Origin of the sequence: Erwinia billingiae Eb661 (assembly GCF_000196615.1) — a bacterium.
GTDB lineage: Bacteria > Pseudomonadota > Gammaproteobacteria > Enterobacterales > Enterobacteriaceae > Erwinia > Erwinia billingiae.
In genome coordinates this window covers 3,314,736-3,339,195 of sequence record NC_014306.1, presented here as the reverse complement: position 1 = coordinate 3,339,195, position 24,460 = coordinate 3,314,736, and the positions used below count along the sequence as shown (strand labels likewise).

At 56.3% G+C, this 24,460-nt stretch carries 23 protein-coding genes and 1 riboswitch; of the genes, 13 read left to right on the top strand and 10 right to left on the bottom strand.

The genetic code is table 11. From position 1 onward, the window contains the following. Nucleotides 1-1,125: an S-(hydroxymethyl)glutathione dehydrogenase/class III alcohol dehydrogenase gene (locus EBC_RS16675; RefSeq protein ID WP_013203006.1), complete on the bottom strand. Its 1,125-nt coding sequence runs from the start codon at nt 1,123-1,125 to the stop codon at nt 1-3. 88 nt (nt 1,126-1,213) lie between these two features. Continuing rightward, the gene (gene ptrR / locus EBC_RS16670; RefSeq protein ID WP_013203005.1) at nt 1,214-2,107 is read right to left on the bottom strand and encodes a putrescine utilization regulator PtrR; all 894 of its coding nucleotides are present in this window, start codon (nt 2,105-2,107) and stop codon (nt 1,214-1,216) included. Between the two features lie 125 nt (nt 2,108-2,232). Between ptrR and EBC_RS16665 the strand changes: the two genes are divergently transcribed. The 9 genes from EBC_RS16665 to EBC_RS16625 all read left to right on the top strand — a co-directional run bounded on the left by EBC_RS16665 (nt 2,233) and on the right by EBC_RS16625 (nt 11,332). Then, nucleotides 2,233-3,369: a YbfB/YjiJ family MFS transporter gene (locus EBC_RS16665; protein ID WP_013203004.1), complete on the top strand. Its 1,137-nt coding sequence runs from the start codon at nt 2,233-2,235 to the stop codon at nt 3,367-3,369. 125 nt (nt 3,370-3,494) lie between these two features. After that, a complete protein-coding gene (folE, locus tag EBC_RS16660; RefSeq protein WP_013203003.1) occupies nt 3,495-4,160 on the top strand; it encodes a GTP cyclohydrolase I FolE in 666 nt (221 codons plus the stop codon). Between the two features lie 22 nt (nt 4,161-4,182). Continuing rightward, the gene (gene yeiB, locus EBC_RS16655; RefSeq protein ID WP_013203002.1) at nt 4,183-5,343 is read left to right on the top strand and encodes a DUF418 domain-containing protein YeiB; all 1,161 of its coding nucleotides are present in this window, start codon (nt 4,183-4,185) and stop codon (nt 5,341-5,343) included. Between the two features lie 151 nt (nt 5,344-5,494). Then, nucleotides 5,495-6,535, top strand: coding sequence for an HTH-type transcriptional regulator GalS (gene galS / locus EBC_RS16650; RefSeq protein WP_013203001.1), 1,041 nt, complete (start codon nt 5,495-5,497; stop codon nt 6,533-6,535). Between the two features lie 315 nt (nt 6,536-6,850). Continuing rightward, entirely contained in the window at nt 6,851-7,846 is a 996-nt protein-coding gene (gene mglB, locus EBC_RS16645; RefSeq protein ID WP_013203000.1) for a galactose/glucose ABC transporter substrate-binding protein MglB, read from the top strand. 96 nt (nt 7,847-7,942) lie between these two features. Beyond that, entirely contained in the window at nt 7,943-9,463 is a 1,521-nt protein-coding gene (mglA, locus tag EBC_RS16640; RefSeq protein ID WP_013202999.1) for a galactose/methyl galactoside ABC transporter ATP-binding protein MglA, read from the top strand. A 19-nt stretch (nt 9,464-9,482) separates the two neighbouring features. Further along, nucleotides 9,483-10,493 (top strand): galactose/methyl galactoside ABC transporter permease MglC, encoded by a 1,011-nt coding sequence (gene mglC, locus EBC_RS16635; RefSeq protein ID WP_013202998.1) that lies wholly within the window; start codon nt 9,483-9,485, stop codon nt 10,491-10,493. A 219-nt stretch (nt 10,494-10,712) separates the two neighbouring features. Next, nucleotides 10,713-10,892 carry a type II toxin-antitoxin system HicA family toxin gene (locus EBC_RS16630; RefSeq protein WP_013202997.1) on the top strand — a complete coding sequence of 60 codons (180 nt, stop codon included), beginning with the start codon at nt 10,713-10,715 and terminating at the stop codon, nt 10,890-10,892. A 29-nt stretch (nt 10,893-10,921) separates the two neighbouring features. After that, the gene (locus tag EBC_RS16625) at nt 10,922-11,332 is read left to right on the top strand and encodes a type II toxin-antitoxin system HicB family antitoxin (RefSeq protein ID WP_013202996.1); all 411 of its coding nucleotides are present in this window, start codon (nt 10,922-10,924) and stop codon (nt 11,330-11,332) included. Between the two features lie 59 nt (nt 11,333-11,391). On the opposite strand, the gene sanA is transcribed toward EBC_RS16625, so the two are convergent. From sanA to metG, 6 genes are all read right to left on the bottom strand, one after another. Then, entirely contained in the window at nt 11,392-12,258 is an 867-nt protein-coding gene (gene sanA, locus EBC_RS16620) for an outer membrane permeability protein SanA (RefSeq protein ID WP_013202995.1), read from the bottom strand. Nucleotides 12,259-12,421: 163 nt separating this feature from the next. Further along, nucleotides 12,422-14,119 (bottom strand): NAD-dependent malic enzyme, encoded by a 1,698-nt coding sequence (locus EBC_RS16615; protein ID WP_013202994.1) that lies wholly within the window; start codon nt 14,117-14,119, stop codon nt 12,422-12,424. A 166-nt stretch (nt 14,120-14,285) separates the two neighbouring features. Beyond that, nucleotides 14,286-15,170: a cytidine deaminase gene (gene cdd / locus EBC_RS16610; protein ID WP_013202993.1), complete on the bottom strand. Its 885-nt coding sequence runs from the start codon at nt 15,168-15,170 to the stop codon at nt 14,286-14,288. 128 nt (nt 15,171-15,298) lie between these two features. Then, a complete protein-coding gene (locus EBC_RS16605) occupies nt 15,299-15,991 on the bottom strand; it encodes a CidB/LrgB family autolysis modulator (protein WP_013202992.1) in 693 nt (230 codons plus the stop codon). Next, nucleotides 15,984-16,379 (bottom strand): CidA/LrgA family protein, encoded by a 396-nt coding sequence (locus EBC_RS16600; protein WP_013202991.1) that lies wholly within the window; start codon nt 16,377-16,379, stop codon nt 15,984-15,986. The genes EBC_RS16605 and EBC_RS16600 overlap by 8 nt, the downstream gene beginning before the upstream one ends. 137 nt (nt 16,380-16,516) lie before the next feature. After that, nucleotides 16,517-18,598 carry a methionine--tRNA ligase gene (gene metG, locus EBC_RS16595; protein WP_041692067.1) on the bottom strand — a complete coding sequence of 694 codons (2,082 nt, stop codon included), beginning with the start codon at nt 18,596-18,598 and terminating at the stop codon, nt 16,517-16,519. A gap of 186 nt (nt 18,599-18,784) precedes the next feature. Between metG and apbC the strand changes: the two genes are divergently transcribed. After that, on the top strand, nt 18,785-19,897 hold the full coding sequence (apbC, locus tag EBC_RS16590; RefSeq protein ID WP_013202989.1) for an iron-sulfur cluster carrier protein ApbC: 1,113 nt from the start codon (nt 18,785-18,787) through the stop codon (nt 19,895-19,897). A gap of 35 nt (nt 19,898-19,932) precedes the next feature. Here the strand turns inward: apbC and EBC_RS16585 are convergent, their stop codons facing one another. After that, entirely contained in the window at nt 19,933-20,355 is a 423-nt protein-coding gene (locus tag EBC_RS16585) for a GNAT family N-acetyltransferase (protein WP_013202988.1), read from the bottom strand. Between the two features lie 27 nt (nt 20,356-20,382). After that, nucleotides 20,383-20,628 carry a hypothetical protein gene (locus EBC_RS16580; RefSeq protein ID WP_013202987.1) on the bottom strand — a complete coding sequence of 82 codons (246 nt, stop codon included), beginning with the start codon at nt 20,626-20,628 and terminating at the stop codon, nt 20,383-20,385. Nucleotides 20,629-20,778: 150 nt separating this feature from the next. Between EBC_RS16580 and EBC_RS16575 the strand changes: the two genes are divergently transcribed. From EBC_RS16575 to thiD, 3 genes are all read left to right on the top strand, one after another. Beyond that, the gene (locus EBC_RS16575; protein ID WP_013202986.1) at nt 20,779-22,656 is read left to right on the top strand and encodes a potassium transporter Kup; all 1,878 of its coding nucleotides are present in this window, start codon (nt 20,779-20,781) and stop codon (nt 22,654-22,656) included. A gap of 81 nt (nt 22,657-22,737) precedes the next feature. Then, nucleotides 22,738-22,840, top strand: a riboswitch (TPP riboswitch). Nucleotides 22,841-22,875: 35 nt separating this feature from the next. Beyond that, nucleotides 22,876-23,661: a hydroxyethylthiazole kinase gene (gene thiM / locus EBC_RS16570; protein WP_013202985.1), complete on the top strand. Its 786-nt coding sequence runs from the start codon at nt 22,876-22,878 to the stop codon at nt 23,659-23,661. Beyond that, complete coding sequence (gene thiD, locus EBC_RS16565) at nt 23,658-24,458, top strand: bifunctional hydroxymethylpyrimidine kinase/phosphomethylpyrimidine kinase (protein ID WP_013202984.1); 801 nt, start codon at nt 23,658-23,660, stop codon at nt 24,456-24,458. The genes thiM and thiD overlap by 4 nt, the downstream gene beginning before the upstream one ends. Nucleotides 24,459-24,460 lie beyond the last annotated feature (2 nt).

The following is a 24,460-nucleotide window of genomic DNA, read 5'->3' as shown; positions in this document are numbered from 1 at the left end:
TTATTTTTTAAAATGCACCACTGAACGGATCGATTTGCCTTCATGCATCAGCTCAAAGGCGTCGTTGATCTCTTCCAGCGGCATATTATGGGTAATAAAGTCGTTAAGCTGGAATTCGCCGTCCAGGTAACGTTGCACAATGCCCGGCAGCTGTGAGCGGCCCTTAACGCCACCGAAAGCAGAACCCCGCCATACGCGGCCGGTCACCAGCTGGAATGGTCGGGTAGAAATCTCTTCGCCGGCACCGGCTACACCGATGATCACCGACTCGCCCCAGCCTTTATGACAGCATTCCAGCGCGGAGCGCATCACGTTGACGTTACCGATACATTCGAAGGAGAAGTCGACGCCACCGTCGGTCATCTCAACAATCACTTCCTGAATCGGCTTGTCGAAATCTTTCGGGTTGATCAGGTCGGTTGCGCCCAGTTTGGTCGCCAGGTCGTATTTGCTGGTATTGATATCAATACCGATGATGCGACCGGCTTTCGCCATTTTTGCGCCGATAATCGCCGACAGACCAATGCCGCCGAGACCGAAGATGGCAACGGTATCGCCTTCTTTCACCTTGGCGGTGTTCATCACCGCACCCATGCCGGTGGTGACGCCACAGCCCAGCAGGCAGACTTCTTCCAGCGGGGCGTCTTTGCTGATCACCGCCAGGGAGATTTCAGGGATAACGGTGTATTCGGAGAAGGTCGAGGTGCCCATGTAATGGAAGATAGGCTTACCGTCTTTAAAGAAGCGGGTGGTGCCGTCCGGCATCAGGCCTTTGCCCTGGGTGGCGCGGATCGCCTGACACAGGTTGGTTTTACCTGACAGACAGTATTTACACTGGCCGCATTCGGGTGTGTACAGCGGGATAACATGGTCGCCAACGGCAACGCTGGTTACGCCTTCACCAATCGCTTCCACCACGCCGCCGCCTTCATGGCCGAGGATCGCCGGGAACACGCCTTCAGGATCTTTGCCTGACAGGGTGTAAGCATCGGTATGGCACACGCCGGTCGCGACGATACGCACCAGCACTTCGCCTTTCTGCGGTGGCATCAGGTCCACTTCCTCGATAGAAAGCGGTTCACCCGCAGCCCAGGCGACCGCCGCGCGAGTCTTAATCATTTGCATCTAATTTTTCCTCTTAGAAGGTGATCCGGCTACTGCTCGGGAGTTTAGTCAAATCAAAAACGATAAAAGTCAGTATGGACGAATTTCATCAGGAATGAAGGTCTTCCCCTGTTAGCGCATCGTCAATCTGTTCAATAATCAAGTATTTCAGCGCTTCAACGTTAGGGGTGAAAGCATCGCGCCGCCAGACCAGCCAGGTGGCAGCATCGCGTACCTCAGCCGGCAGGGCATGGCGCTTGATGCGATCTTTCGCCGGCATCTGTTCCAGCACCGATTCCGGCAGTAACGCCAGGCCGGCACCGCTGGCGACGCAGGCGAGCATGGCGTGATAGGACTGAATTTCCATAAAGGTGCCCGGCTGTACGCCGGTGCTGCGGAACCAGTTCTCAAACCTGATGCGATACGAGCAGCTGGGACGGAAGGCGAACAGGGTGTCGCCGGAGGCATCGGCTGGCTCGAGGATATCCGCATGCTCCAGGCTGGAGATCAACACCATCTGCTCATGGAAAGCGATGCAGCTGTTAAGCTCATCAACGCGGATCGGCCCATCGGCCAGCGCTGCCGCCAGGGTGCCTTCGCGCACGCGCTCGATAATTTCACCGGAGGTGCCGGTAATCAACGACAGCGCCACCGAGGGGAAACGCTGATGGTAGGCGGCCAGCAACGCGGGCAGGCGCGTGGCGGCGGTGCTCTCCATCGAACCGAGCGCAAAATTGCCGCCGGGTTCGCCGCTATGGGTCATACTCATCGCTTCTTCGCTGAGCGCCAAAATCCGCTGCGCATAGCCGAGAAAGTTGTGGCCCATCGGCGACAGGCGTAAACGCTGCTTCTCGCGGATAAACAGGTCGGTACCCAGCTCCTGTTCGAGTTGGCGCAGGCGGGTGGTCAGGTTGGACGGCACACGGTGAAGCACTTCCGCGGCACGCGCCAGCGAACCCGTTTCGGCCACCGAACAGAACATTTTCAGCTGGGTCAGATCCACTATTTCTCTTCCCGTAAGCAACTTGGTGATTATTATTCACTTTTCGTGAGTGTAACCATCAGGCAGGATAGCTGCAACACTTTCCCGGCACTGAGGCCGGATTGAACTGAATCAAGGGAGTTACTATGGCTTTTCGCGTCGCGTTTAGCGCGTTTCTGTCGCTGGTGGTGGCGATGGGGATCGGCCGGTTCGCCTTTACGCCACAGGTGCCGCTGATGATTGATGAACATCAGTTATCGCTGACCAGTGCGGGCGTGGTCGCCGCTTTTAACTATCTTGGCTATCTCTGCGGTTCGTGGAACGCCATGCGGGCAACGCAACAGGTTGAGCTGCGCCTGAAGTTGGGGATCTGGGGCGCAGTAGTACTGACGCTGCTGTCGGCCTGCGTCACCGGTCCCTGGCTGCATGGGATTATTCGCTTCTTTATCGGCTGGGCCAGCGGCTGGGCGATGGTATTGATTGCGGCGTGGAGCAATGAACAGCTGCACAAGCTGGGACGCCCTGGCCTGAGTGCGGCGGTGTTCGCCGGGCCGGGCACCGGGATTTTCCTCAGCGGCATGCTGGCGGTGATCCTGCATTCCCATCAGGTCAATGCCGCCTGGGCCTGGTGCGCCTATGGGGTGCTGGCACTGCTGCTGGTGCTGTTAATCGCCCGTAACCTGCCGCGCCGGGGAAAACTTCATCGCCCGGAAACGGCACCGGAGCCGCTGGTGCTGACCTCAGGGCTGAAAAAGCTGGTCTGGAGCTATAGCCTCGCCGGATTTGGCTACATACTGCCCGCCACTTTTCTGTCGCAGATGGCGGCTTCCCGTTTTCCCGGCAGCCCGGTTTCACAGTACGTCTGGCCGATTTTTGGCGGCGCAGCGGTGCTCGGCATCCTCTTAGGCATTGCGACCCGGCATTATGGTAACGCCAACAGCCGGTTGGCTCTGGCGCTGTGGGCGCAGGCCATCGGCGTATTCTGTGCCGATATCATTCCAGGCATTACCGGGCTGGCGTTGGGCGCGGCGTTGATCGGCGGCGGCTTCCTCTGTGTGGTGCAGCTTTCTTTGCAGTATGCCCGCGAGCTGGCACCGCGCCATACGCGCTACATGGCTGGACTGCTGACCACCGGTTACGCGGTGGGGCAACTGGTGGGGCCGCTGCTGTCGGCTATCTCGACCGCGTTGACCCATCAGCTCGAGCCCGCGCTGTACGTCGCCGGGGCAGGGCTGGTGGTCGCCGGTGCGCTGGTCTGGCGGCGCGATCCGGCCGCAGAGTGAAACTGTTTCACCGCTGTTTAAATTGATTCACTGGATTAACGGCGCATTGTGTACCAAAATACCGCCTCAGAATTTATGCCGGTCCCGTTCGGGGCCGGAGTTTCATCTGCTGGAGAAGAATCACCATGGCTGCGTTAAGTCAGGAAGCCGCACTCGTTCACCAGGCGCTGTTAGCCCGTGGACTGGAAACCCCGTTACGCCCACCTGCGCGTGAAATGGATGACGAAAGCCGTAAACGTCTGATTGCCGGTCATATGACCGAGATCATGCAACTGCTCAACCTCGATCTGGAAGACGACAGCCTGGCCGAAACACCGCACCGCATCGCCAAGATGTATGTGGATGAAGTGTTTTCGGGTCTGGATTACGGCAACTTCCCGAAAATTACCGTCATCCAGAATAAGATGAAGGTGGATGAGATGGTGACAGTGCGTGACATCACGCTGACCAGCACCTGCGAACACCACTTTGTGATCATCGATGGTAAGGCGACCGTGGCCTATATCCCGAAAGACACGGTGATTGGCCTGTCGAAGATCAACCGCATCGTGCAGTTCTTCTCGTCACGTCCGCAGGTTCAGGAGCGTCTGACGCAGCAAATTCTGGTGGCACTGCAAACCCTGCTGGGCACCAATAATGTCGCGGTCTCCATCGATGCCGTGCATTACTGCGTGAAGGCGCGTGGCATCCGTGATGCGACCAGCGCCACCACGACCACCTCGCTGGGCGGATTGTTCAAATCCAGCCAGAATACCCGCCAGGAATTCTTGCGTGCGGTACGTCATAGCTAAGGTTTAAACAGAGATCCCCGGCATGCCACGTATTCATACTCTGGATTTTATCCGTGGCCTGGCCATTCTGGGGATCCTGCTTCTCAATATTGTCGCCTTTGGGCTGCCGTCGGCGGCCTATCTTAATCCTGCCTGGCAGGGAACCCCGCCGCCGCTAAGCGAAATCATCACCTGGGCCGCGACCGATCTGTTTGCCCAGGTTAAATTCCTCTCGCTATTTGCGTTGCTGTTCGGCGCCAGTCTGCAACTGTTACAACCACGCGGTAAGCGCTGGCTCCAGTCACGCCTGATCTGGCTGATGGCGATCGGGCTGTTGCACAATCTGCTGTTATGGGATGGCGATATCCTGCTGGATTACGGCCTGGTCGGGCTGGCCGTCTGGCGGATGATCCGCGACGTCAGTTCTTCCCGACTGCTGCTGAATACCGGGGTGATGCTGTACGTCGTCGGCAGCGGTGTGCTGCTGATCCTCGGGCTGGGCACCGGGCCGGAGCCTAGCAGCTCGTGGCTACCCGGCATGGCCAACGTGCAGTACGAAACCTTCTGGCATATTCAGGGCGGATGGCAGGCGATTCAGGGCCGGATGGACCGCTTTAGCGGCAGCCTGATGGCGCTGGCGGCGCAATATGGCTGGCAACTGGCCGGGCTGATGATGATAGGTGGCGCGCTGATCGGCAACGGCTGGCTGAAGGGTGAGCGCAGCCTGCAACAGTATCGCCGCAGCGCGGTAATGCTGATCTCCCTTTCGTGGCTGATTCAACTCCCCGGCTTGTATCTGCAATGGAGCACCGGCTGGAGTTTCCGCTGGGCCGCTTTCTTCCTTCAGGTGCCGCGCGAACTCGGCGCGCCGTTGCAGGCGCTCGGTTATGCCGCCTTGTGTTACGGCTTCTGGCCCACGCTCAGCCGGCTGAAAATGACTCACGCCATCAGCTGCGTGGGGCGGATGGCCTTATCCAACTACCTGTTGCAAACCCTGATTTGCACCACGCTGTTCGATCGTCTCGGCTTATTTAACCAGCTGGACCGACTGCAGTTGCTGGCGGTGGTGCCTGCAGTGTGGGCGGTCAATATCCTGTTGTCAGTGCTGTGGCTGCGTTACTTCCGTCAGGGCCCGGTTGAATGGCTGTGGCGTCGACTCACCGAACTGACGGGCGGTAAGCCGCTGAATCGGGCTGAAGGATGACATCCGTCACAAATGTTGCTGATTTGTATGTAACCGTTTTCATCAGTGTGACGAGATTCACGTAGCCCCGCGTTGACCCCTGCCAGAATAGCCCCCAGAACACTGTGTCAGGAAGGGCTATGCAAATCTTATTCTCCACCGGTAATCCCCTATGATTACCATTCGTGATGTGGCCCGAGAGGCCGGCGTATCGGTAGCAACGGTGTCCCGCGTGCTCAATAACAGCGCCGCAGTGACCCCTGAAACCCGCGAAATCGTTCTGAATATCGTAGAAACGCTGGGCTACCGGCCGAATGCCAATGCGCAGGCGCTGGCCACCCAGGTCAGTGACACCATCGGTGTGGTGGTGATGGACGTTTCCGATCCCTTCTTTGGTGCGTTGGTGAAAGCGGTGGATACCGTTGCCCAACGCATGCAAAAACATGTACTTATCAATAACTCCTACCATCAGGCAGACAAAGAGCGCCATGCGATTGAAGTGCTGATCCGCCAGCGTTGTAACGCGCTGGTGGTACATGCCAAGGCGCTGGGCGATGAAGAACTGGGTTCATTAATGGATCAGGTTCCCGGCATGGTGCTGATCAACCGAACCGTGCCCGGCTATGCCCACCGTTGCGTCTGTCTGGACAATATCAGCGGCGCGCTGATGGCGACCCGCATGCTGCAACAGCAGGGCCACCAGCGCATAGGTTATCTGGGATCCAGTCATCCGATTGAGGATGTGGGCGAACGTCGCCAGGGCTGGCAGCAGGCGCTGGCAGAGCAGGGCGTGACGCCTTCCGAGAGTTGGATCGCCAGCGGCGAGCCGGATATGCAGGGCGGTGAAGCGGCGATGGTTGAGCTGTTAGGGCGCAATCTGCACCTGACGGCGGTGTTTGCTTACAACGACAGCATGGCTGCCGGTGCGCTTGCGGCATTGAAAGATAACGGCATTGCGGTGCCACAGCATTTATCCGTGGTCGGCTTCGACGACATCCCAATTTCCCGTTACACCGACCCTCAGCTGACGACAGTACGCTATCCCATTGTTTCTATGGCGAAACTGGCCACTGAGCTGGCGCTGAAGGGTGCAGCGGGCGAACTGGATGAAACGGCACAGCACTGCTTTATGCCGACGCTGGTTCGCCGTCATTCCGTCGCCACACGGCAAAATGTGGCCCCGATCACTAACTCAACCGATTCTGCGGTGTAACCGTTTTCAATCTGTGAGTAAATTCACAGTTAATTAACATCAGCTTCTCTATGATGACAGTAACTTACAAAGGGTGAAACATTATGTAACGTTGATGGGGCCAGCTATAGCGGCAACCTCACCCCTTGTGAAACAGTTTATTACACAGCTTTCAGGAAGCGTTACCGTACAGGGAAGTCGGGTTTGATTTAACAAATAATCGGCTTTGCGTAACGTTTCCACCTTATGCCTTGCCGGAAAAATAAACGTCGGGTCCTCCCCTTACAGGAGCGCACCGGACGTTGCGTAAGACCCTACAAAAAAACCGGAGATACCATGAATAAGAAGGCTTTCACGCTCACTGCCCTGGTTGCCAGCATGATGTTTGGTGCAACAGCTCACGCTGCGGACACCCGTATCGGCGTGACCATCTACAAATACGATGACAACTTCATGTCTGTCGTACGTAAAGACATTGAGAAAGATGCGAAAGACAGCCCGGGTGTGCAGCTGTTGATGAATGACTCACAGAACAGCCAGTCTACCCAGAACGACCAGATCGACGTACTGGTTGCTAAGGGCGTGAAGGCGCTGGCCATCAACCTGGTTGACCCGGCAGCAGCGGCCGTGGTGATCAGCAAAGCGAAAGCCAACGAAATCCCAATCGTGTTCTTCAACAAAGAGCCAACCGCGAAAGCGCTGGCCAGCTACGACAAAGCTTACTACGTCGGCACTGACTCTAAAGAGTCAGGCGTTAAGCAGGGCGAGCTGATTGAGAAGCACTGGAAATCGACCCCAGGTTGGGATCTGAACAAAGATGGCGTGATCCAGTTCGTGCTGCTGAAAGGCGAGCCAGGTCACCCGGATGCGGAAGCCCGTACCAAATACGTTATTGATACCCTGAACAAAGACGGCCTGAAAACGCAGCAGCTGCATCTTGATACCGCCATGTGGGACACCGCTCAGGCGAAAGATAAGATGGATGCCTGGTTGTCTGGCCCGAACGGTAACAAAATCGAAGTGGTTATCGCCAACAACGATGCGATGGCAATGGGTGCGGTAGAAGCGCTGAAAGCACACAACAAATCTTCTGTACCGGTATTCGGTGTGGATGCCTTGCCAGAAGCGCTGGCGATGGTGAAATCGGGCGCAATGGCCGGAACCGTGCTGAACGATGCGGAAAACCAGGCCAAAGCGACCTTCGAGATGGCGAAAAACCTGGCAGCGGGCAAGCCTGCGACCGAAGGCACCAACTACAAGCTTGACGGCAAAGTGGTTCGCGTTGCTTACGTGCCGGTTGATAAAGAAAACCTGTCTCAGTTCGTTAAATAATAAGCGTTACCTGTACCGGGCGCAGCGTGCTGCGCCCACTCCCAGGCTTGCTATCGGGCTCGCCTGATTTCACGCCACTTTCAGCCGGGTAGAATTATGGGCAGTGATAAAGTGCCAACACAGCGCGAATATCTGCTGGAGATGACGGACGTCAGTAAGTCATTTCCTGGGGTTAAAGCACTGGACAATGTGAATTTAAAAATTCGCCCCCACTCTGTTCACGCCCTGATGGGTGAGAACGGCGCAGGGAAGTCCACGTTATTAAAATGCTTATTTGGCATTTACAGTAAAGATACGGGGAGCATCCTTTTCCAGGGCAAGGAAATCGATTATAAAAGTTCGAAAGAGGCGCTGGAAAACGGCGTTTCAATGGTTCACCAGGAATTAAACCTGGTTCTGCAGCGCACGGTGATGGATAACATGTGGCTGGGACGTTACCCACGTAAAGGGATCTTTGTCGATCACGATAAAATGTACCGTGATACCAAAGCCATTTTTGATGAACTGGATATTGATATCGATCCGCGCGACAAGGTAATTAACCTTTCCGTCTCGCAGATGCAGATGATCGAAATCGCCAAAGCGTTCTCCTATGATGCCAAAATCGTGATCATGGATGAGCCAACGTCGTCGTTAACGGAAAAAGAGGTGAACCACCTGTTCACTATTATCCGTAAACTGAAAGATCGTGGCTGCGGCATTGTTTATATCTCACACAAGATGGAAGAAATTTTCCAGCTGTGTGATGAAATTACCATCCTGCGTGATGGTCAGTGGATCGTGACTCAGCCGCTTGAAGGGCTGGATATGGATAAGATCATCTCGATGATGGTAGGGCGTTCGCTGAACCAGCGATTCCCGGATAAAACCAACGTCCCGGGTGAGACTATCCTCGAAGTGCGTAACCTGACTTCTCTGCGTCAGCCGTCGATTCGGGATATCTCGTTCGACCTGCGCAAAGGTGAGATTCTGGGCATAGCGGGGCTGGTAGGCGCGAAGCGTACCGACATCGTTGAAACCCTGTTTGGTATCCGTGAGAAGTCTGGCGGCACCATCAAGCTGCACGGCAAAAAGATCAATAACCACAGCGCTAACGAAGCGATCAACCATGGCTTTGCGCTGGTGACCGAAGAGCGTCGTGCGACCGGTATTTACGCGTTCCTGGATATCGGCTTTAACTCGCTGATCTCCAATATCCGTAAATATAAAAACAGCATTGGCCTGCTGGATAATAACCGGATGAAAAGTGATACCCAATGGGTGATTGACTCAATGCGCGTAAAAACGCCGGGCCATCACACCTCAATTGGTTCACTGTCGGGAGGGAATCAGCAAAAGGTGATTATCGGTCGCTGGTTATTAACGCAGCCGGAAATACTAATGCTGGATGAACCGACGCGCGGTATTGACGTCGGGGCGAAGTTCGAAATCTATCAGTTAATTTCAGAGCTGGCGAAGAAGGATAAAGGCATCATTATTATCTCTTCTGAAATGCCAGAGCTCTTAGGCATTACCGACCGGATTCTGGTAATGAGTAACGGCATGGTTGCGGGCATAGTAGAAACAAAAACGACAACGCAAAACGAAATCTTACGTTTAGCATCGTTGCACCTTTAATAGGGTAAGGGCTGTTACCATGAAAGCAGTGAATAAAAAAAGTGCACTCACCTGGTTAAAAGAAGGTGGGATCTACGTTGTGTTGCTGGTACTGCTGGCAATCATTATTTTCCAGGACCCAACTTTCTTAAGTTTGATGAACCTGAGTAACATTTTAACCCAGTCTTCCGTGCGTATTATTATTGCATTGGGCGTGGCCGGGTTAATCGTCACCCAGGGTACTGACCTGTCAGCCGGCCGTCAGGTGGGTCTGGCCGCGGTGGTTGCCGCCACGCTGTTGCAGGCGATGGACAATGCCAACAAAGTCTTCCCGCATATGGACACGGTGCCAATTCCATTGGTGATCCTGGCAGTCTGCGTGATCGGCGGCGTCATTGGTCTGGTCAACGGCCTGATCATCGCTTACCTGAAGGTGACGCCATTTATCACCACGCTGGGTACGATGATCATCGTTTACGGTATTAACTCCCTGTATTACGACTTTGTCGGTGCCTCACCGATTGCCGGCTTTGACGAGAAGTTCTCGACCTTTGCCCAGGGCTTTGTGCGCTTAGGTGATTTCAAGCTGTCTTACATCACCTTCTATGCAGCGATTGCGGTGTTCTTTGTCTGGGTGCTGTGGAACAAAACCCGCTTTGGTAAAAACATTTTTGCCATCGGCGGTAACCCGGAAGCGGCACGTGTGTCAGGCGTTAACGTTAACTTCAACCTGATCCTGATTTATGCGCTGTCGGGTGTGTTCTACGCCTTCGGCGGGATGCTGGAAGCGGGCCGTATCGGTTCGGCAACCAACAACCTCGGCTTTATGTATGAGCTGGATGCGATTGCAGCCTGTGTGGTGGGTGGCGTGTCGTTTGCCGGTGGTGTCGGTACCGTGGCCGGTGTGGTAACCGGTGTGCTGATCTTCACCGTTATCAACTACGGTCTGACCTATATCGGCGTCAACCCTTACTGGCAGTACATCATTAAGGGCGGCATCATCATCTTCGCCGTGGCACTGGATTCACTGAAATACGCCCGTAAGAAGTAACCCTTCTCCGGCAGACAAAAGGTCAGGCAGCGCAAGCTGCCTGACCTTTTTTATTGCCTGTAAGTCCGCCCGGGTTTGATCTGACCAAATGCGCATCTCAACCTCACCGTAGTTTGCCCATGGCGTTGAATGAGAATAATTTATAACCCCAGTAACGCCGTTGCATGCTGGGGTTATTGGAGTTATTATTCTTGCGCCAGGACGCAATGGGGTAAAAGGATGGATAGCAGGACGTTAATCGCTGAAATCAAAGCTGACGGTTGGGAACTGATTAGGGTAAATGGAAGTCATCATCATTTCAGGCACCCTACCAAAAAAGGGGTAGTGACTGTCCCCCATCCAAAGAAAGATTTACCCATAAAAACGATAAAGAGTATTAAGAAACAAGCGGGGATGTAATCCTCGTTTTCATCGAGAGAGGGTAATTCATGCTATATCCAATTGCTATTGAGAACGGTGACGAGCACCATGCTTACGGCGTGACCGTGCCAGATTTGCCCGGTTGTTTTTCTGCCGGAGAAACGTTAGAAGAAGCCGTGAACAATGCCAAAGAGGCGATTACTGGACATATTGAATTGCTTATCGAGCTGGGTGACGATATTCCGGCCGTATCCTCCCTGAGCGCTCTTGTTGCCGATAGTCAGTATGCTGGCTATACCTGGGCGCTTGTCGATGTGGACCTGGCCCGGCTCTTAGGGGGCACTGAGAAAATCAACGTGACTTTACCGAAGTCACTTATTGACCGTATAGATCGCTGTGTGGCCACACACCCTGAGTTTAAAAGCCGTTCTGGTTTCCTTGCTCAGGTGGCGATTGAGCGTATTGCGAAAGGCGTTTAACCCTCCCCATTTCAGCAAAAAGGTGCCTCAGTGCCCTGACTCTTCGATTAAATCTGCTATTACGGCCCGGAAGGGACTTCGGCTGGCTGTGCGGGTGAGGGCGGCGCCGGTTTTGGCGAGTCGGGCTCTGCGGGTTTGCCACTGTCTTCAGGCGGTTGCGGCGGCGTTTGCTGCTGCTGAAGTTTGGCAGCGGCGGCAGCTTTCGCCTGAGCCTCAAGCTTCTCCTGCAGCTCCAGCAGTTGCTCAGGCGTGACCGCCGGATAGCTTTGCGTATCTTCCGGCACTTCCACCCGTGCAGGAATCGGGATCAGCGGCCCGAGGAAATGCGGCTCGCGCTTCATCACATACAAATCGGCCAGCGCGCCCAGACGGGCACCGACTTCGCGAACCCGGATATTCAGCATGTTTTTCGGCGAAGGAACCGCGTAACACTGTGCCTGAATACCCATATGCAGGGCGATAAACAGCGCGCGTTCGCAGTGGAAGCGTTGGGTGATGATGATGAAATCGTTGGTATCGAACACTTTGCGGGTACGCACAATCGAATCCAGCGTCCGGAAACCGGCATAATCCAGCACGATATCGGCCGGATCGACGCCGGCGGCAATCAGATCCTTGCGCATGGTCATCGGTTCGTTGTAGCTGTGCAGGGCATTATCACCGCTCAGCAGCAGGTAATTGACCTTGCCGCTGTTATAGGCGTTCAGCGCGCCCTGCATGCGATACAGGTAGTATTGGTTGATGCCGCCGCCGCGATAATATTTGGCCGTACCGAGCACCACACCGACCTGGCGATGCGGCAGCGATTTCAGATTTTCGTAGATATAGGGAGCGGTTTTCCAGCTCATCCAGCGATCGAGGCCGAGCGCGGTCAGTACCATCAACGTTATGATGATAATCAGACCATAAATCAAGCGTTTTACCATGCCAGAGAGCGCTCAGACTTGCAGAAAAAGGGTGAATCAAGGCTACTTGACCCGGCGGGGTGAAGCAAGCAACAGCGCACCGGTTGGCGGATTTTCGCACAAATCGCCGGAAGAAAAGGGCAAAGTTGAGAGCCGGGTGCAGAAAGCACCCGGCCGCGATCAATCAGATTGAGGTCCGACGATAGTTACGGTATTGCGGCAGCCAGAAATTGGCCGCAATTGACTTGGACAGCACGTCTTCAGAGGTAACGACCGCCACGCCTGCTAACTGTGCGGCTTTGCCGACAGCCATAGCGATCAGTTTCGATACGCCCTGGATATCTTTCACTTCTGGCAGCACCGGGCCGACGCCATCGTTAACCAGCGGTGAGCAGTCGGCTAAGGCACGGCTGGCGGCCATCAGCATGCTGTCGGTGACGCGGGTAGCGCCGGACGCAATCACCCCAAGGCCAATGCCCGGGAAGATATACGAGTTATTGCACTGGGCGATAGGGTAGGTTTTCTCTTTCCACATCACCGGAGAGAATGGGCTACCGGTTGCCACCAGCGCGGCACCATCGGTCCAGGCCATAATGTCCTGCGGCGTGGCTTCAACCCGTGACGTCGGGTTGGACAGCGGCATGACGATAGGGCGCGGGCAGTGCTTATGCATCTCGCGGATAATCTCTTCGCTGAACAGACCCGGCTGGCCGGAAACGCCGATCAGGATATCCGGCTGAGCGTGACGCACCACGTCCAGCAGCGAAATGGCGTCGGAGCTGGCATGCCAGTCCGCCAGATTTTCGCTTTTCTGCACCAGCTTGCTCTGGAAGTTCAGCAGGTTAGGCAATTTGTCGGTCAGCAGACCGAAGCGGTCCACCATAAACACGCGGGCGCGGGCCTCTTCATCGCTCAGGCCTTCGGACTTCATCTGCGCGATAATTTGCTCGGCGATGCCGCAGCCGGCAGAGCCTGCACCGAGGAATACCACTTTCTGCTGGCTCATGGTGCTGCCCGCCGCACGGCTGGCGGCAATCAGCGTACCCAGCGTAACGGCGGCGGTGCCCTGAATATCATCATTGAAGCAGCAAACTTCGTCACGGTAGCGTTCGAGGATCGGCATCGCATTTTTCTGTGCGAAGTCTTCAAACTGCAGCACCACATTCGGCCAGCGGCTCTTCACCGCCTGAATGAACTCGTGGACGAAGTTATCGTACTCTTCGCCGGTGATGCGCGGATGACGCCAGCCCATATACAGCGGGTCATTCAGCAATTGCTGGTTGTTGGTGCCGACGTCCAGCACGATTGGCAAGGTGTACGCCGGGCTGATACCGCCACAGGCGGTGTACAGCGAGAGCTTACCAATGGGAATGCCCATGCCGCCGATGCCCTGGTCGCCCAGGCCGAGAATGCGTTCGCCGTCGGTAACCACGATCACTTTGACATTCTGCTTGGTGGCGTTTTGCAACATATCTTCGATGTTGCCGCGGTTCGGATAGGAGATAAACACGCCACGGGCACGACGATAGATTTCGGAGAAGTGTTCACAGGCCGCGCCGACGGTGGGGGTGTATATAATCGGCATCATCTCTTCAAGATGGTTGTCCAGCAGACGGTAGAAGAGGGTTTCGTTGGTGTCCTGGATATTGCGCAGATAAACGTGTTTGTCGTTATCGTTTTTGAAGTCCTGAAACTGCTTCCAGGCACGCTTGGCTTGCTCTTCGATGGTTTCCACCGTTTCAGGCAGCAGGCCGCGCAGGTTAAATTCATTTCGCTCTTCTACAGAGAAGGCGCTTCCCTTATTCAACAACGGGAATTCCAGCAAAATAGGGCCGGCATAAGGAATATACAGCGGTCGTTTACTTTCGTATTCGAGTTCCATGCAATCAATACTCATTCGGATCGGGATGTTGTGGGCCAATCCTAAAATAATTAGTCTGAAAGTACAGCTTTTGTTAACGGGTTATAACAAAAGGAACGGTTTGTATTCAATTTTTGCGAAAGCTGAACAGGATGCAGCGTAACGCTGCATCCTGGCGTTGAAGGGATCAGTCCAGCGGAACGGTGGTCAGATTGGCGCAGCCCAGCGCGTGCAACGTCGCCTGAGTCGCCTGGCGCTGAATGACCCTGGCATCTGGCGCTTCTGCCAGCACCGCGCGCTGAATGGTCAGCACATCATGGCCGGCAAGGCTGAGCAGGTTGAGGGCGGCTTGTAACGGCGGCAGGCTGGGGTTGAAGGCGGCATTTTCCGCGTAGCTGCCGGCGAAGATCGCGCCGTCTGCGGATTGCAGCGCCACGCCGCTCCAGGCCTGAGTATAAGGTGCATGACTGCGGTTGGCGGCCTGCAGCGCGGCTTGCGTCAGCGCATCGCCTTTGATGCTCAGCTGGTGGTCAACGTCATCCAGCAGCAGCGTTTTGATCTCCAGATCGCGCGGGCCGAAGGCATCGGGCAGATAGTCTCCGAGCGTGGCCGGTGCGCGGCCCGGAAGATGAATGTTCAGCGCGGTGCCGCTGTTTAGCTCATTCATAAACTGGCGGCAGTGACCGCAAGGCGTGTAATTGACGGTGATGGCTTCCAGCGAGGCTTCGCCGCGCATCCAGGCGTGGGTGACCGCACTTTGTTCGGCATGCACGGTTTGCTGCATGGTCGCGCCAACAAACTCCATATTGGCACCGAAATAGAGGTGTCCGCTTTTGCCTCTTGCCAGCGCGCCAACATTAAAGTGGGAGAGGGGCGCCACGGCGCAGGCGGCAGCCAGCGGCAGCAGAGCAAAAGCCAGCTCACGATCGTCCAGGCCTGATGCGGATTTTACGTCAGCCACCTGCGCTGGCGTCAGGAATGCCTGAAAGTCAGCAGCGGAAAGGATCGGCAGCAGGGCGGTTTGCAGGGCTGTCGGCTGCGTGGCAAACGCGGCTTGAAAACGTGGGTGCATTATCGGGCCTCTTTAACAAGTTCGGCCGCTAAGTGTAGCGGGCAGTTGCTGAGTTATATGTGATTGATATCACGCAAGCAATGCAATTTATGAAAGCGAATTACAAAATGCGCGACGCATCGCAAATTTTAACCCCAGAGGTGCATCAGCAACGGGAACAGGAACGGCGCCAGCAGCGAGGTAATAATCCCGCAGATCACCAGCGCCAGCGAGCTGTAAGCCCCTTCCTGATAATCCAGCTCCGCACAGCGCGCGGTGCCCAGCGCATGGGAGGCGTTGCCAATCGCCAGCCCGCGCGAAGGCTTGCCGGTAATCTTCAGCAGGTTCAGCAGCATATGACCAAATACCGCTCCCAGCACGCCGGCGATCAGCACACAGATCGCGCTGATCGCCGGAATGCCGCCTAAGGTGCCAGATACGGCCATCGCGATCGGCGTGGTGACCGACTTCGGCATAATGGTGGCGGCAATCTGCGGCGTGGCACCCATCCACAGCGCAATCGCCGTCCCGGAGACCATCGCCGTCATGCTGCCCATAAAGCAGACGCCAATAATCGACTTCCAGCGCGCGCGGATCTGATGCATCTGCTCATACAGCGGAATGGCTAACGCCACGACAGAAGGCTGAAGAAGATGGTTAAGCACCGAGCTACCCTGGAAATAGCGCGCATAGGGCATCTGAATCAGTAACAGCAGCGGGATGATCACCGCCATCGATACCAGCAGCGGATTGACCAGCGAGATTTTCACCTTTGCCGCCACGCGACGTGCGGCAAAAAACACCATCACCGTCAGCGGCAGTGACCACCAGATATCACTCATCGCCGGCTCCTGGTTTGATCAGCGGACGGCTGTGTAACCGGTGTGACACCAGCCCGACGGTCAGCAGCACGATAAAGGTACTCAGCACGCAGGAGACCACGATCGGGCCAAACTGCGCGCTCAGAATATCGGTGTAGCTCATGATGCCGACGCTGATCGGCACAAACAGCAGGCCCATATAGCGGATCAACAGGGTGCTGCCGGGTTTCACCCAGTCCACCGGCAGGATCTGCAATGCCAGCAGACCAAACAGGATCAGCATGCCAATAATGCTGCCGGGGATCGTCACGGGCAGCAGGCCAGCCAGGGCTGTTCCGGCATAAAGACAGAGGTAAATGATGACAAAGGCGCGAAGATATTGCCAACCAAGGGACAGGGCGGTACGCATGATAAGCTCCTGGTTTTAAGAACGTTAATCATACGATGAAATGCTAAAACGTGCTATCGGTCACACTGGGCAGAAGAGACAAACAAAAAAGGGGCGAACCTGGATTCGCCCCTTAAACATCTTAACGCAACGGGAAGTTATTTAACCTGCATACCCGGCTGAGCGCCGCTGTCGGCACCGAGGATAAACAGATCTTTGCCGCCAGGGCCGGCAGACAGCACCATGCCTTCTGACACGCCGAAACGCATTTTGCGCGGTGCCAGGTTGGCCACCACCACGGTCAAACGACCTTCCAGCACCGATGGGTCTGGATAGGCGGCGCGAATACCGGAGAAGATCTGGCGCGTTTCGTCGCCACCCATATCCAGCACCAGACGAAGCAGCTTGTCAGAACCCTCCACCAGCTCAGCGGTTTTGATCAACGCCACGCGCATATCCACTTTGGCAAAGTCATCAAAGCTGATGGTGTCGCCAACGTCGGCATCGGCTGAAGCAGCCGCTACCGCAGGTTTTGCCTCGGCGGATTTTTTCGCTTTGCTGTCTGCAACCGCAGGCGCATTGGCCACCGCAGCATCTTCTTTCGAGGCTTCAATCAGCGCGTTGACTTTGTCCATCTCAATGCGGCTGTACAGCGCTTTAAAGGCCGAGATTTTATGGTCCAGCAGCGGCTGCTGAATGCCATCCCAGCTCATTTCCACATTGAGGAACGCTTCGGTGCGTTCAGTCAGTGATGGCAGCACCGGTTTCAGCCAGGTCATCAGTACGCGGAACATGTTGATGCCCATCGAGCAGATCGCCTGCAGATCGGCATCGCGGCCTTCCTGCTTGGCGACAACCCACGGTGCCTGCTCGTCGACGTAGCGGTTTGCCACATCGGCCAGCGCCATGATTTCGCGCACGGCACGACCGAACTCGCGGCTGTTCCAGGCTTCGCCAATGCTGGCGGAGGCATCGGTGAAGGTTTTGTACAGCTCAGGATCGGCCAGCTCCGCGGAGAGTTTGCCGTCGAAACGCTTATTGATGAAACCGGCGTTACGGGAAGCCAGGTTCACCACTTTGTTAACGATATCGGCGTTCACGCGCTGCACGAAATCTTCCAGGTTCAGGTCGATATCGTCAATGCGCGAAGAGAGCTTCGCCGCGTAGTAGTAACGCAGGCTGTCTGCATCCAGGTGCTGCAGCCAGGTGCTGGCTTTAATAAAGGTGCCGCGAGATTTTGACATCTTCGCGCCGTTTACCGTCACATAACCGTGTACAAACAGGTTGGTCGGCTTACGGAAGTTGCTGCCTTCCAGCATCGCTGGCCAGAACAGGCTGTGGAAATAGACGATGTCTTTACCGATAAAGTGGTAAAGCTCGGCATCGGAATCTTTCTTCCAGAAGGCATCAAAATCGATGTCGCCGCGCTTGTCACACAGGTTCTTGAACGAGCCCATATAGCCAATTGGCGCATCCAGCCAGACGTAGAAGTATTTGCCCGGCGCACCCGGAATTTCGAAGCCGAAGTAAGGCGCATCGCGGGAGATATCCCACTGCTGCAGGCCAGACTCGAACCATTCCTGCATTTTATTCGCCACCTGCTCCTGCAGCGCGCCGGAGCGGGTCCAGGCTTGCAGCATGGCGCTGAACTCTGGCAGGTCGAAGAAATAGTGCTCAGAATCACGCATCACCGGCGTCGCGCCAGAGACCACCGACTGCGGATTGATCAGCTCGGTCGGGCTGTAGGTCGCGCCGCACACTTCACAGTTATCGCCGTACTGATCGGGCGATTTGCATTTCGGGCAGGTGCCTTTAACAAAACGATCCGGCAGGAACATGCCTTTTTCCGGATCGTACAGCTGTGAAATGGTGCGGTTCTTGATGAAACCGTTCTCTTTCAGACGGGTATAGATCAGCTCTGACAGCTCACGGTTCTCGTCGCTGTGCGTCGAGTGATAGTTATCGTAGCTGATGTCAAAGCCTGCAAAATCTGTCTGATGTTCCTGACTCATCTCAGCAATCATCTGCTCAGGCGCAATACCCAACTGCTGAGCTTTCAGCATAATTGGCGTACCGTGTGCATCGTCCGCACAGATGAAGTAAACCTGATTGCCGCGCATTCGCTGGTAACGGACCCAAATATCTGCCTGGATATGCTCGAGCATGTGGCCGAGATGAATGGAACCGTTGGCGTACGGCAGTGCGCACGTTACCAATATTTTTTTCGCGACTTGAGTCATAGTAAGACTTGCTATACCTGTTTTAAAAGGGGGGATAGATGGTAACCGAAAGGCCGTCCCTGCGTAAACTATCCCGCGATCTCACCGCCGTTTTTTAAGGCCGGTAACATCACCGCCTGCCACTTCTGATATGCTTAAACCCATCTGAACCCATTAAAGAACTGATAAAGAAAACAAGGAGCCGGGATGACGGTACAAGCTCAGGGTCAACATTCACCGGAAGCGCTGCGTGCGATGGTGATGGGCACATTGACCACTTTTGAACATCCGACGCTGAAGCATAACCTCACCACCCTGAAGGCGTTGCACCACTGCGCGCTGATGGACAATACCCTGCATATTGATTTGGTGATGCCATTTGCCTGGCATAGCGGTTTTGAAGCGCTGAAAGAGTCGGCCAGCGCCGAGCTGTTACGTCTGACCAGCGCCACCGCTATCAGCTGGCGCCTGACGCACGACATCGCCACGCTGAAAAGAGTGAAAAATCATCCCGGTGCCACCGGCGTGAAGAACATTATTGCCGTCAGCTCGGGCAAAGGTGGCGTGGGAAAATCCAGCACCGCCGTCAATATGGCGCTGGCATTGGCCGCTGAAGGAGCCAAAGTCGGGCTGCTGGATGCCGATATTTACGGTCCTTCGATCCCCGACATGCTCGGCACCCGTGATGAACGCCCAACCTCGCCAGACGGCACGCATATGGCGCCGATTATGGCGCACGGCCTGGCAACCAACTCGATTGGTTATCTGGTGACGGACGATAACGCCATGGTCTGGCGTGGGCCGATGGCCAGCAAAGCGCTGATGCAACTGCTGAACGAAACGATGTGGCCGGACCTCGACTATCTGGTGCTGGATATGCCGCCGGGTACCGGTGATATTCAGCTGACGCTGGCGCAGAATGTGCCGGTGACCGGTGCGGTGGTGGTGACCACGCCACAGGACATCGCGCTGGTGGATGCCCGAAAAGGTATCGTGATGTTTGAGAAGGTTAACGTCCCGGTATTAGGTATCGTTGAGAATATGAGTATGCATATTTGCAGCAACTGCGGTCACCACGAGGCTATTTTTGGCAGCGGCGGGGCGGAGAAATTAGCAGAGCAATACCATACGCGCCTGCTGGCCCAGCTGCCGCTGCACATTACGTTGCGTGAGGATCTGGATGATGGACAGCCAACGGTGGTGCGTCGTCCGGATAGTGAGTTTACGGCGATGTATCGCCAACTGGCCGGTGCGGTGGCTGCCCAGCTTTACTGGCAAGGGGAAGTGATCCCTGCCGATATCGCCTTCCGCGCGGTCTGAGTCACCTTCTCCCGGTTTCATCGCCGGGAGAGCGTTCAGCGCACAAAATGCATCAGCCAGTACTCACCGTGTTCACTCTCGCCGTCAGAAATTATCGTCCAGCCATGCCGTTGATAAAAGGCCACCGCATGATGATTGGCCTTCATGCATTTCAACGCGCCGGTGGAGGTGAACGCCGCCTGCACGGCGGTCAGCAACAGGCTGCCCACGTGCTTTCCCTGCCAGTCGGGGTCGATAAACAGGCTGTGCAGAAAATTATCGTTAGGTAACACCGCCGCAAATCCGAGGCGGTGACCGTTGTCTTCCGCCACCAGGATGCGCTCGCCCAGCGTGACCCGATCAAAATCTTCCAGCGCCCAGTCACTGCCATCCAGCCAGTGCCAGTTTGCCTTGCGCGACGCAAGAAACAGCGTGCGCAGGAAAGGGCGGTCGGCCTCAGTAAAGGGACGAACGTTCACGACTGGCTCCGGCGCGCGCGGGGATTATCAGACCGGCTTGACATGCCGTTCGCCATCAAGCCCGGTGCCGCGATAGTCGTAGTCAATTTTTCCGGCCTCAAACAGCTCATCAAGCACCTTAAAATTATCCGGTGGCGTCACGTTGCAACGGTGGTTAAGCGTGGTGTCGAGGATAGAAAACCCCCGATCCCCGCGTGAAATCTGTTTCAGGTATTGCAGCATCTTCAGCGCTGCCACGCTGATGCCGTACTGTTCATTAAGCGGTCTGGTCATAATGCGTTGCGTATTGTCTCGGCTCAGGACGGGATGATGCCCAAGAGTAGCGTATTGTTGGCCGTTAGCCAAAAGAGTCCTTGGGCGAAGTTGACGCTTTCCCATCTCCAGGCCAGTGTAAAGAGATTGGGGTTTCATAAGGAAGGCGCAATGACCGCCAGTCAGGACACACAAGAAAATACGCTTAGCCTGCCGGTACTTGCCGCCGGCGCGCTGGGGGTGGTATTTGGCGATATCGGCACCAGCCCGCTGTATACCTTAAAAACCGTGCTCTCTTTGTCGGGCGAAGGACCCACGCCGGAGGTGATCCTCGGGCTGCTGTCGCTGCTGTTCTGGACCATGGTGATGATCACCTCGGTAAAGTATGCCCTGTTTGCGATGCGCATCGACAACCATGGCGAAGGCGGCATTCTGGCGCTGATGTCGCTATTAGTACGCAAGGATAAACGGCGACCGCTGGTGCTGTTTGCCGGGCTTTTCGGTGCGGCGCTGATCTATGGCGACGGTGCGATCACGCCAGCGATCTCGGTACTCTCTGCCCTTGAAGGGCTGACCATTATCCTGCCGGAATCACAACCCTGGATCCTGCCTGGCGCGGTGGTGATCCTGCTGGCGCTGTTTGCCATTCAACCGCTGGGCACGGCGAAGATTGGCAAAGTCTTTGGTCCGATTATGGCGCTGTGGTTCGCGGTTATCGCCGGCCTGGGCATCTGGGGGATTGTGCAGCATCCTGCGGTGCTGGTGGCGCTCAACCCGATGTACGGTATCGACTTTCTCTTCTCCAACGGCATCGTCAGCTTTCTGGTGCTCGGCGGCGTATTCCTTTGCGTCACCGGTGCGGAAGCGCTGTATGCCGATATGGGCCATTTTGGCAAAAAGCCGATTTGGCTGGCCTGGTTTGCTATCGTCTTTCCCAGCTTGCTGCTCAACTACGCCGGACAGGCAGCGTTACTGCTTTCAGGTGCTGACGTAACGCAAAATATTTTCTTCCGGCTTTGCCCGCCGGTATTGCAAATCCCGCTGGTGATCCTCGCCACGCTCGCCACCATCATTGCCAGTCAGGCGATTATCAGCGGTGCGTTTTCCATGACCCGTCAGGCAATTCAGCTAGGCTGGCTGCCGAGGCTGCGGGTTAAACAGACTACCGAAGAGAGCTACGGGCAAATCTATATCGGGGCGATTAACTGGTTGCTGATGGTGGTGACCATCTTCCTCGCGGTGTTCTTCAAATCTTCCGACAAGCTGGCAGCAGCCTATGGCATCGCCGTGTCGCTGACGATGATCATGACCTCCGGGCTGTTATATGTTGCGATGCATGAGGTGTGGCGCTGGAACCGGCTCACCAGCCTGCTGATTGCCGGTGTGTTCTTTGTCATCGACCTGTGCTTCCTGGTCGCCAATATGAGTAAGGTGTTCGAGGGGGGCTATATGCCGCTGATCCTGGCGCTGGTCGTGTACGGTGTGATGTTGCTCTGGCACCGCGGCGTGGAAGCGGCGAGCAGGGCGGTGCACGAAAAATTTATTTCGGTGGACGACTTCCTGGCAATGCTGGAAGAAAAAGCCATACCCAGAGTGCCGGGCACGGCGGTGTTTCTGACGCGGGAGAAAGAGGGCACGCCGCCGGTGATGCAGTGGCAGGTGAAGCGAAACGGCTCATTGCATGGGCACGTGCTGTCGCTAACGATCGCTATCGACAACGTTCCGCGCATCAATGCCGACGAGCGCTTAACCGTCACCCAGCTTGCGCCGGGCTTCTGGCACGCGCTGGCGGTGTATGGCTTTATGGAGCGGCCGAATATCCCTGCGCTGTTACGCTATCCGCAACTGGATAACTGCGAGCTGGATACCGAGGATGTCACCTATTATCTGGGCCATGAAAACATCATCCCACGCGAAGGTAGCGGCGGCCTGCCGGCCTGGCAGCGCGTGATTTTCAGCTGGATGGCGCGCAACGGCATGCATGTGACCGACTACTACTACCTGCCCAGTGACCGTGTGGTGGAGATCGGTCGCCGCATCCCGGTGTAGCGGTGGAATGTTGATCTGATTAACGCCTGGGGGATGGTAAAGAAAAGCGCCATCCCGTAATCTGGCGGCTGAAAGCACGTAGTAAATGACTCGGGGTGCCGTTTCTTTCCAAAGAAAGGGCTGAGAAAAACCCGTCGAACCTGAACTGGATAATGCCAGCGGAGGGAAGTCAGATGCCTGACCGCATCGCCTTCTTGATCGCCGGTTGGGAGTTGTACCATGAACCAACCTCATACCTTTGTCGCGGCGGATGCCGTGGCGTCGCTCCACCTCTTCCGTGAAAAATCGCCGTTAATTCACTGCCTGACCAACGATGTGGTGCAGACTTTTACTGCCAACGTGTTGCTGGCGCTGGGCGCATCGCCGGCGATGGTGATTGATCCCGACGAAGCCGCGCAGTTCAGCGCCATTGCCGATGCCGTGCTGGTCAACGTCGGCACGCTCACCCATTCCCGCAGTACAGCGATGCTGGCCGCTGTGCACGCGGCCGGAAAGGCGCAGCGTGCCTGGACGCTGGATCCGGTTGCCGTCGGCGCATTGACCTTCCGCACTGAATTCTGTCAGCAGCTGCTGGAACACCGTCCTGCGGCTATTCGCGGCAACGCCTCGGAAATCATGGCGCTGGCGCGCCAGGCAACCTCCGGGCGCGGCGTCGACAGCCTGCATGACTCGGCGCTGGCGCTGGACGCCGCTCGTCTGCTGGCCAGCACCACCGGCGCCATCGTTGCGGTCACCGGGGAAACGGATTACGTCACCGATGGCCAACGGGTGCTGGCTGTGGCTGGCGGTTCGCCGTTGATGACCCGCGTGGTCGGCACCGGCTGCGCGTTGTCGGCGGTGGTGGCCGGATTTGCCGCGCTGCCTGGCGACCGGTTAACGCACGTTGCCAGCGCCTGCCGGATAATGAGCCTGGCAGGCGAACGCGCGGCGATGGCGGCAGCGGGTCCCGGCAGTTTTGTTGCGCTGTTCCTCGACGAGCTGTTCACTCTGGAGGTTCAGGGATGAAGCGCATCAACGCACTGAGCATTGCCGGAACCGATCCCAGCGGTGGCGCGGGCATTCAGGCCGATCTGAAAACCTTCTCGGCGCTGGGTGCCTATGGCACCACCGTGATCACCGCGCTGGTGGCGCAGAATACCTGTGGCGTGCAGTCGGTTTACCGCATTGAGCCCGACTTTGTCGCGGCACAATTACATTCCGTGCTGAGCGACGTGCGCATCGACAGCGTAAAAATCGGCATGTTAGCCAGCAGCGATATCGTCAAGGTGGTGGCTGAAGGACTGAAGGCCTCGTCCGTGCCGTGGATTGTGCTGGATACGGTGATGCTGGCGAAAAGTGGCGATCCGCTGCTTTCGCCGACGGCGGTTGCCACGCTGCGTGAGTGCCTGTTGCCGCACGTTTCACTGATCACGCCAAATCTGCCGGAAGCGGCGGCGCTGCTGGAGTGTCCGGTTGCCACTAACGAAGATGAGATGCGGCGACAGGGAAGGGCGCTGTTAGCGCTGGGTTGCCAGGCGGTGCTGATGAAAGGCGGACATCTGAGCGATGCCGAAAGCCCGGACTGGCTGTTCAGCCGCCAGCTGGAGCAGCGTTTTACCGCGCCGCGCGTGCCAACAAAGCATACCCATGGCACCGGCTGTACGCTTTCCGCTGCGCTGGCCGCGCTGCGACCCCGGCATGATAACTGGGTGTCGACGGTGCAGGACGCCAAGGGCTGGTTACAGGGCGCGCTGGAGCAGGCCGATTCGCTGGAAGTCGGCAAGGGCATCGGCCCGGTGCACCATTTTCATCGCTGGTGGTAGCG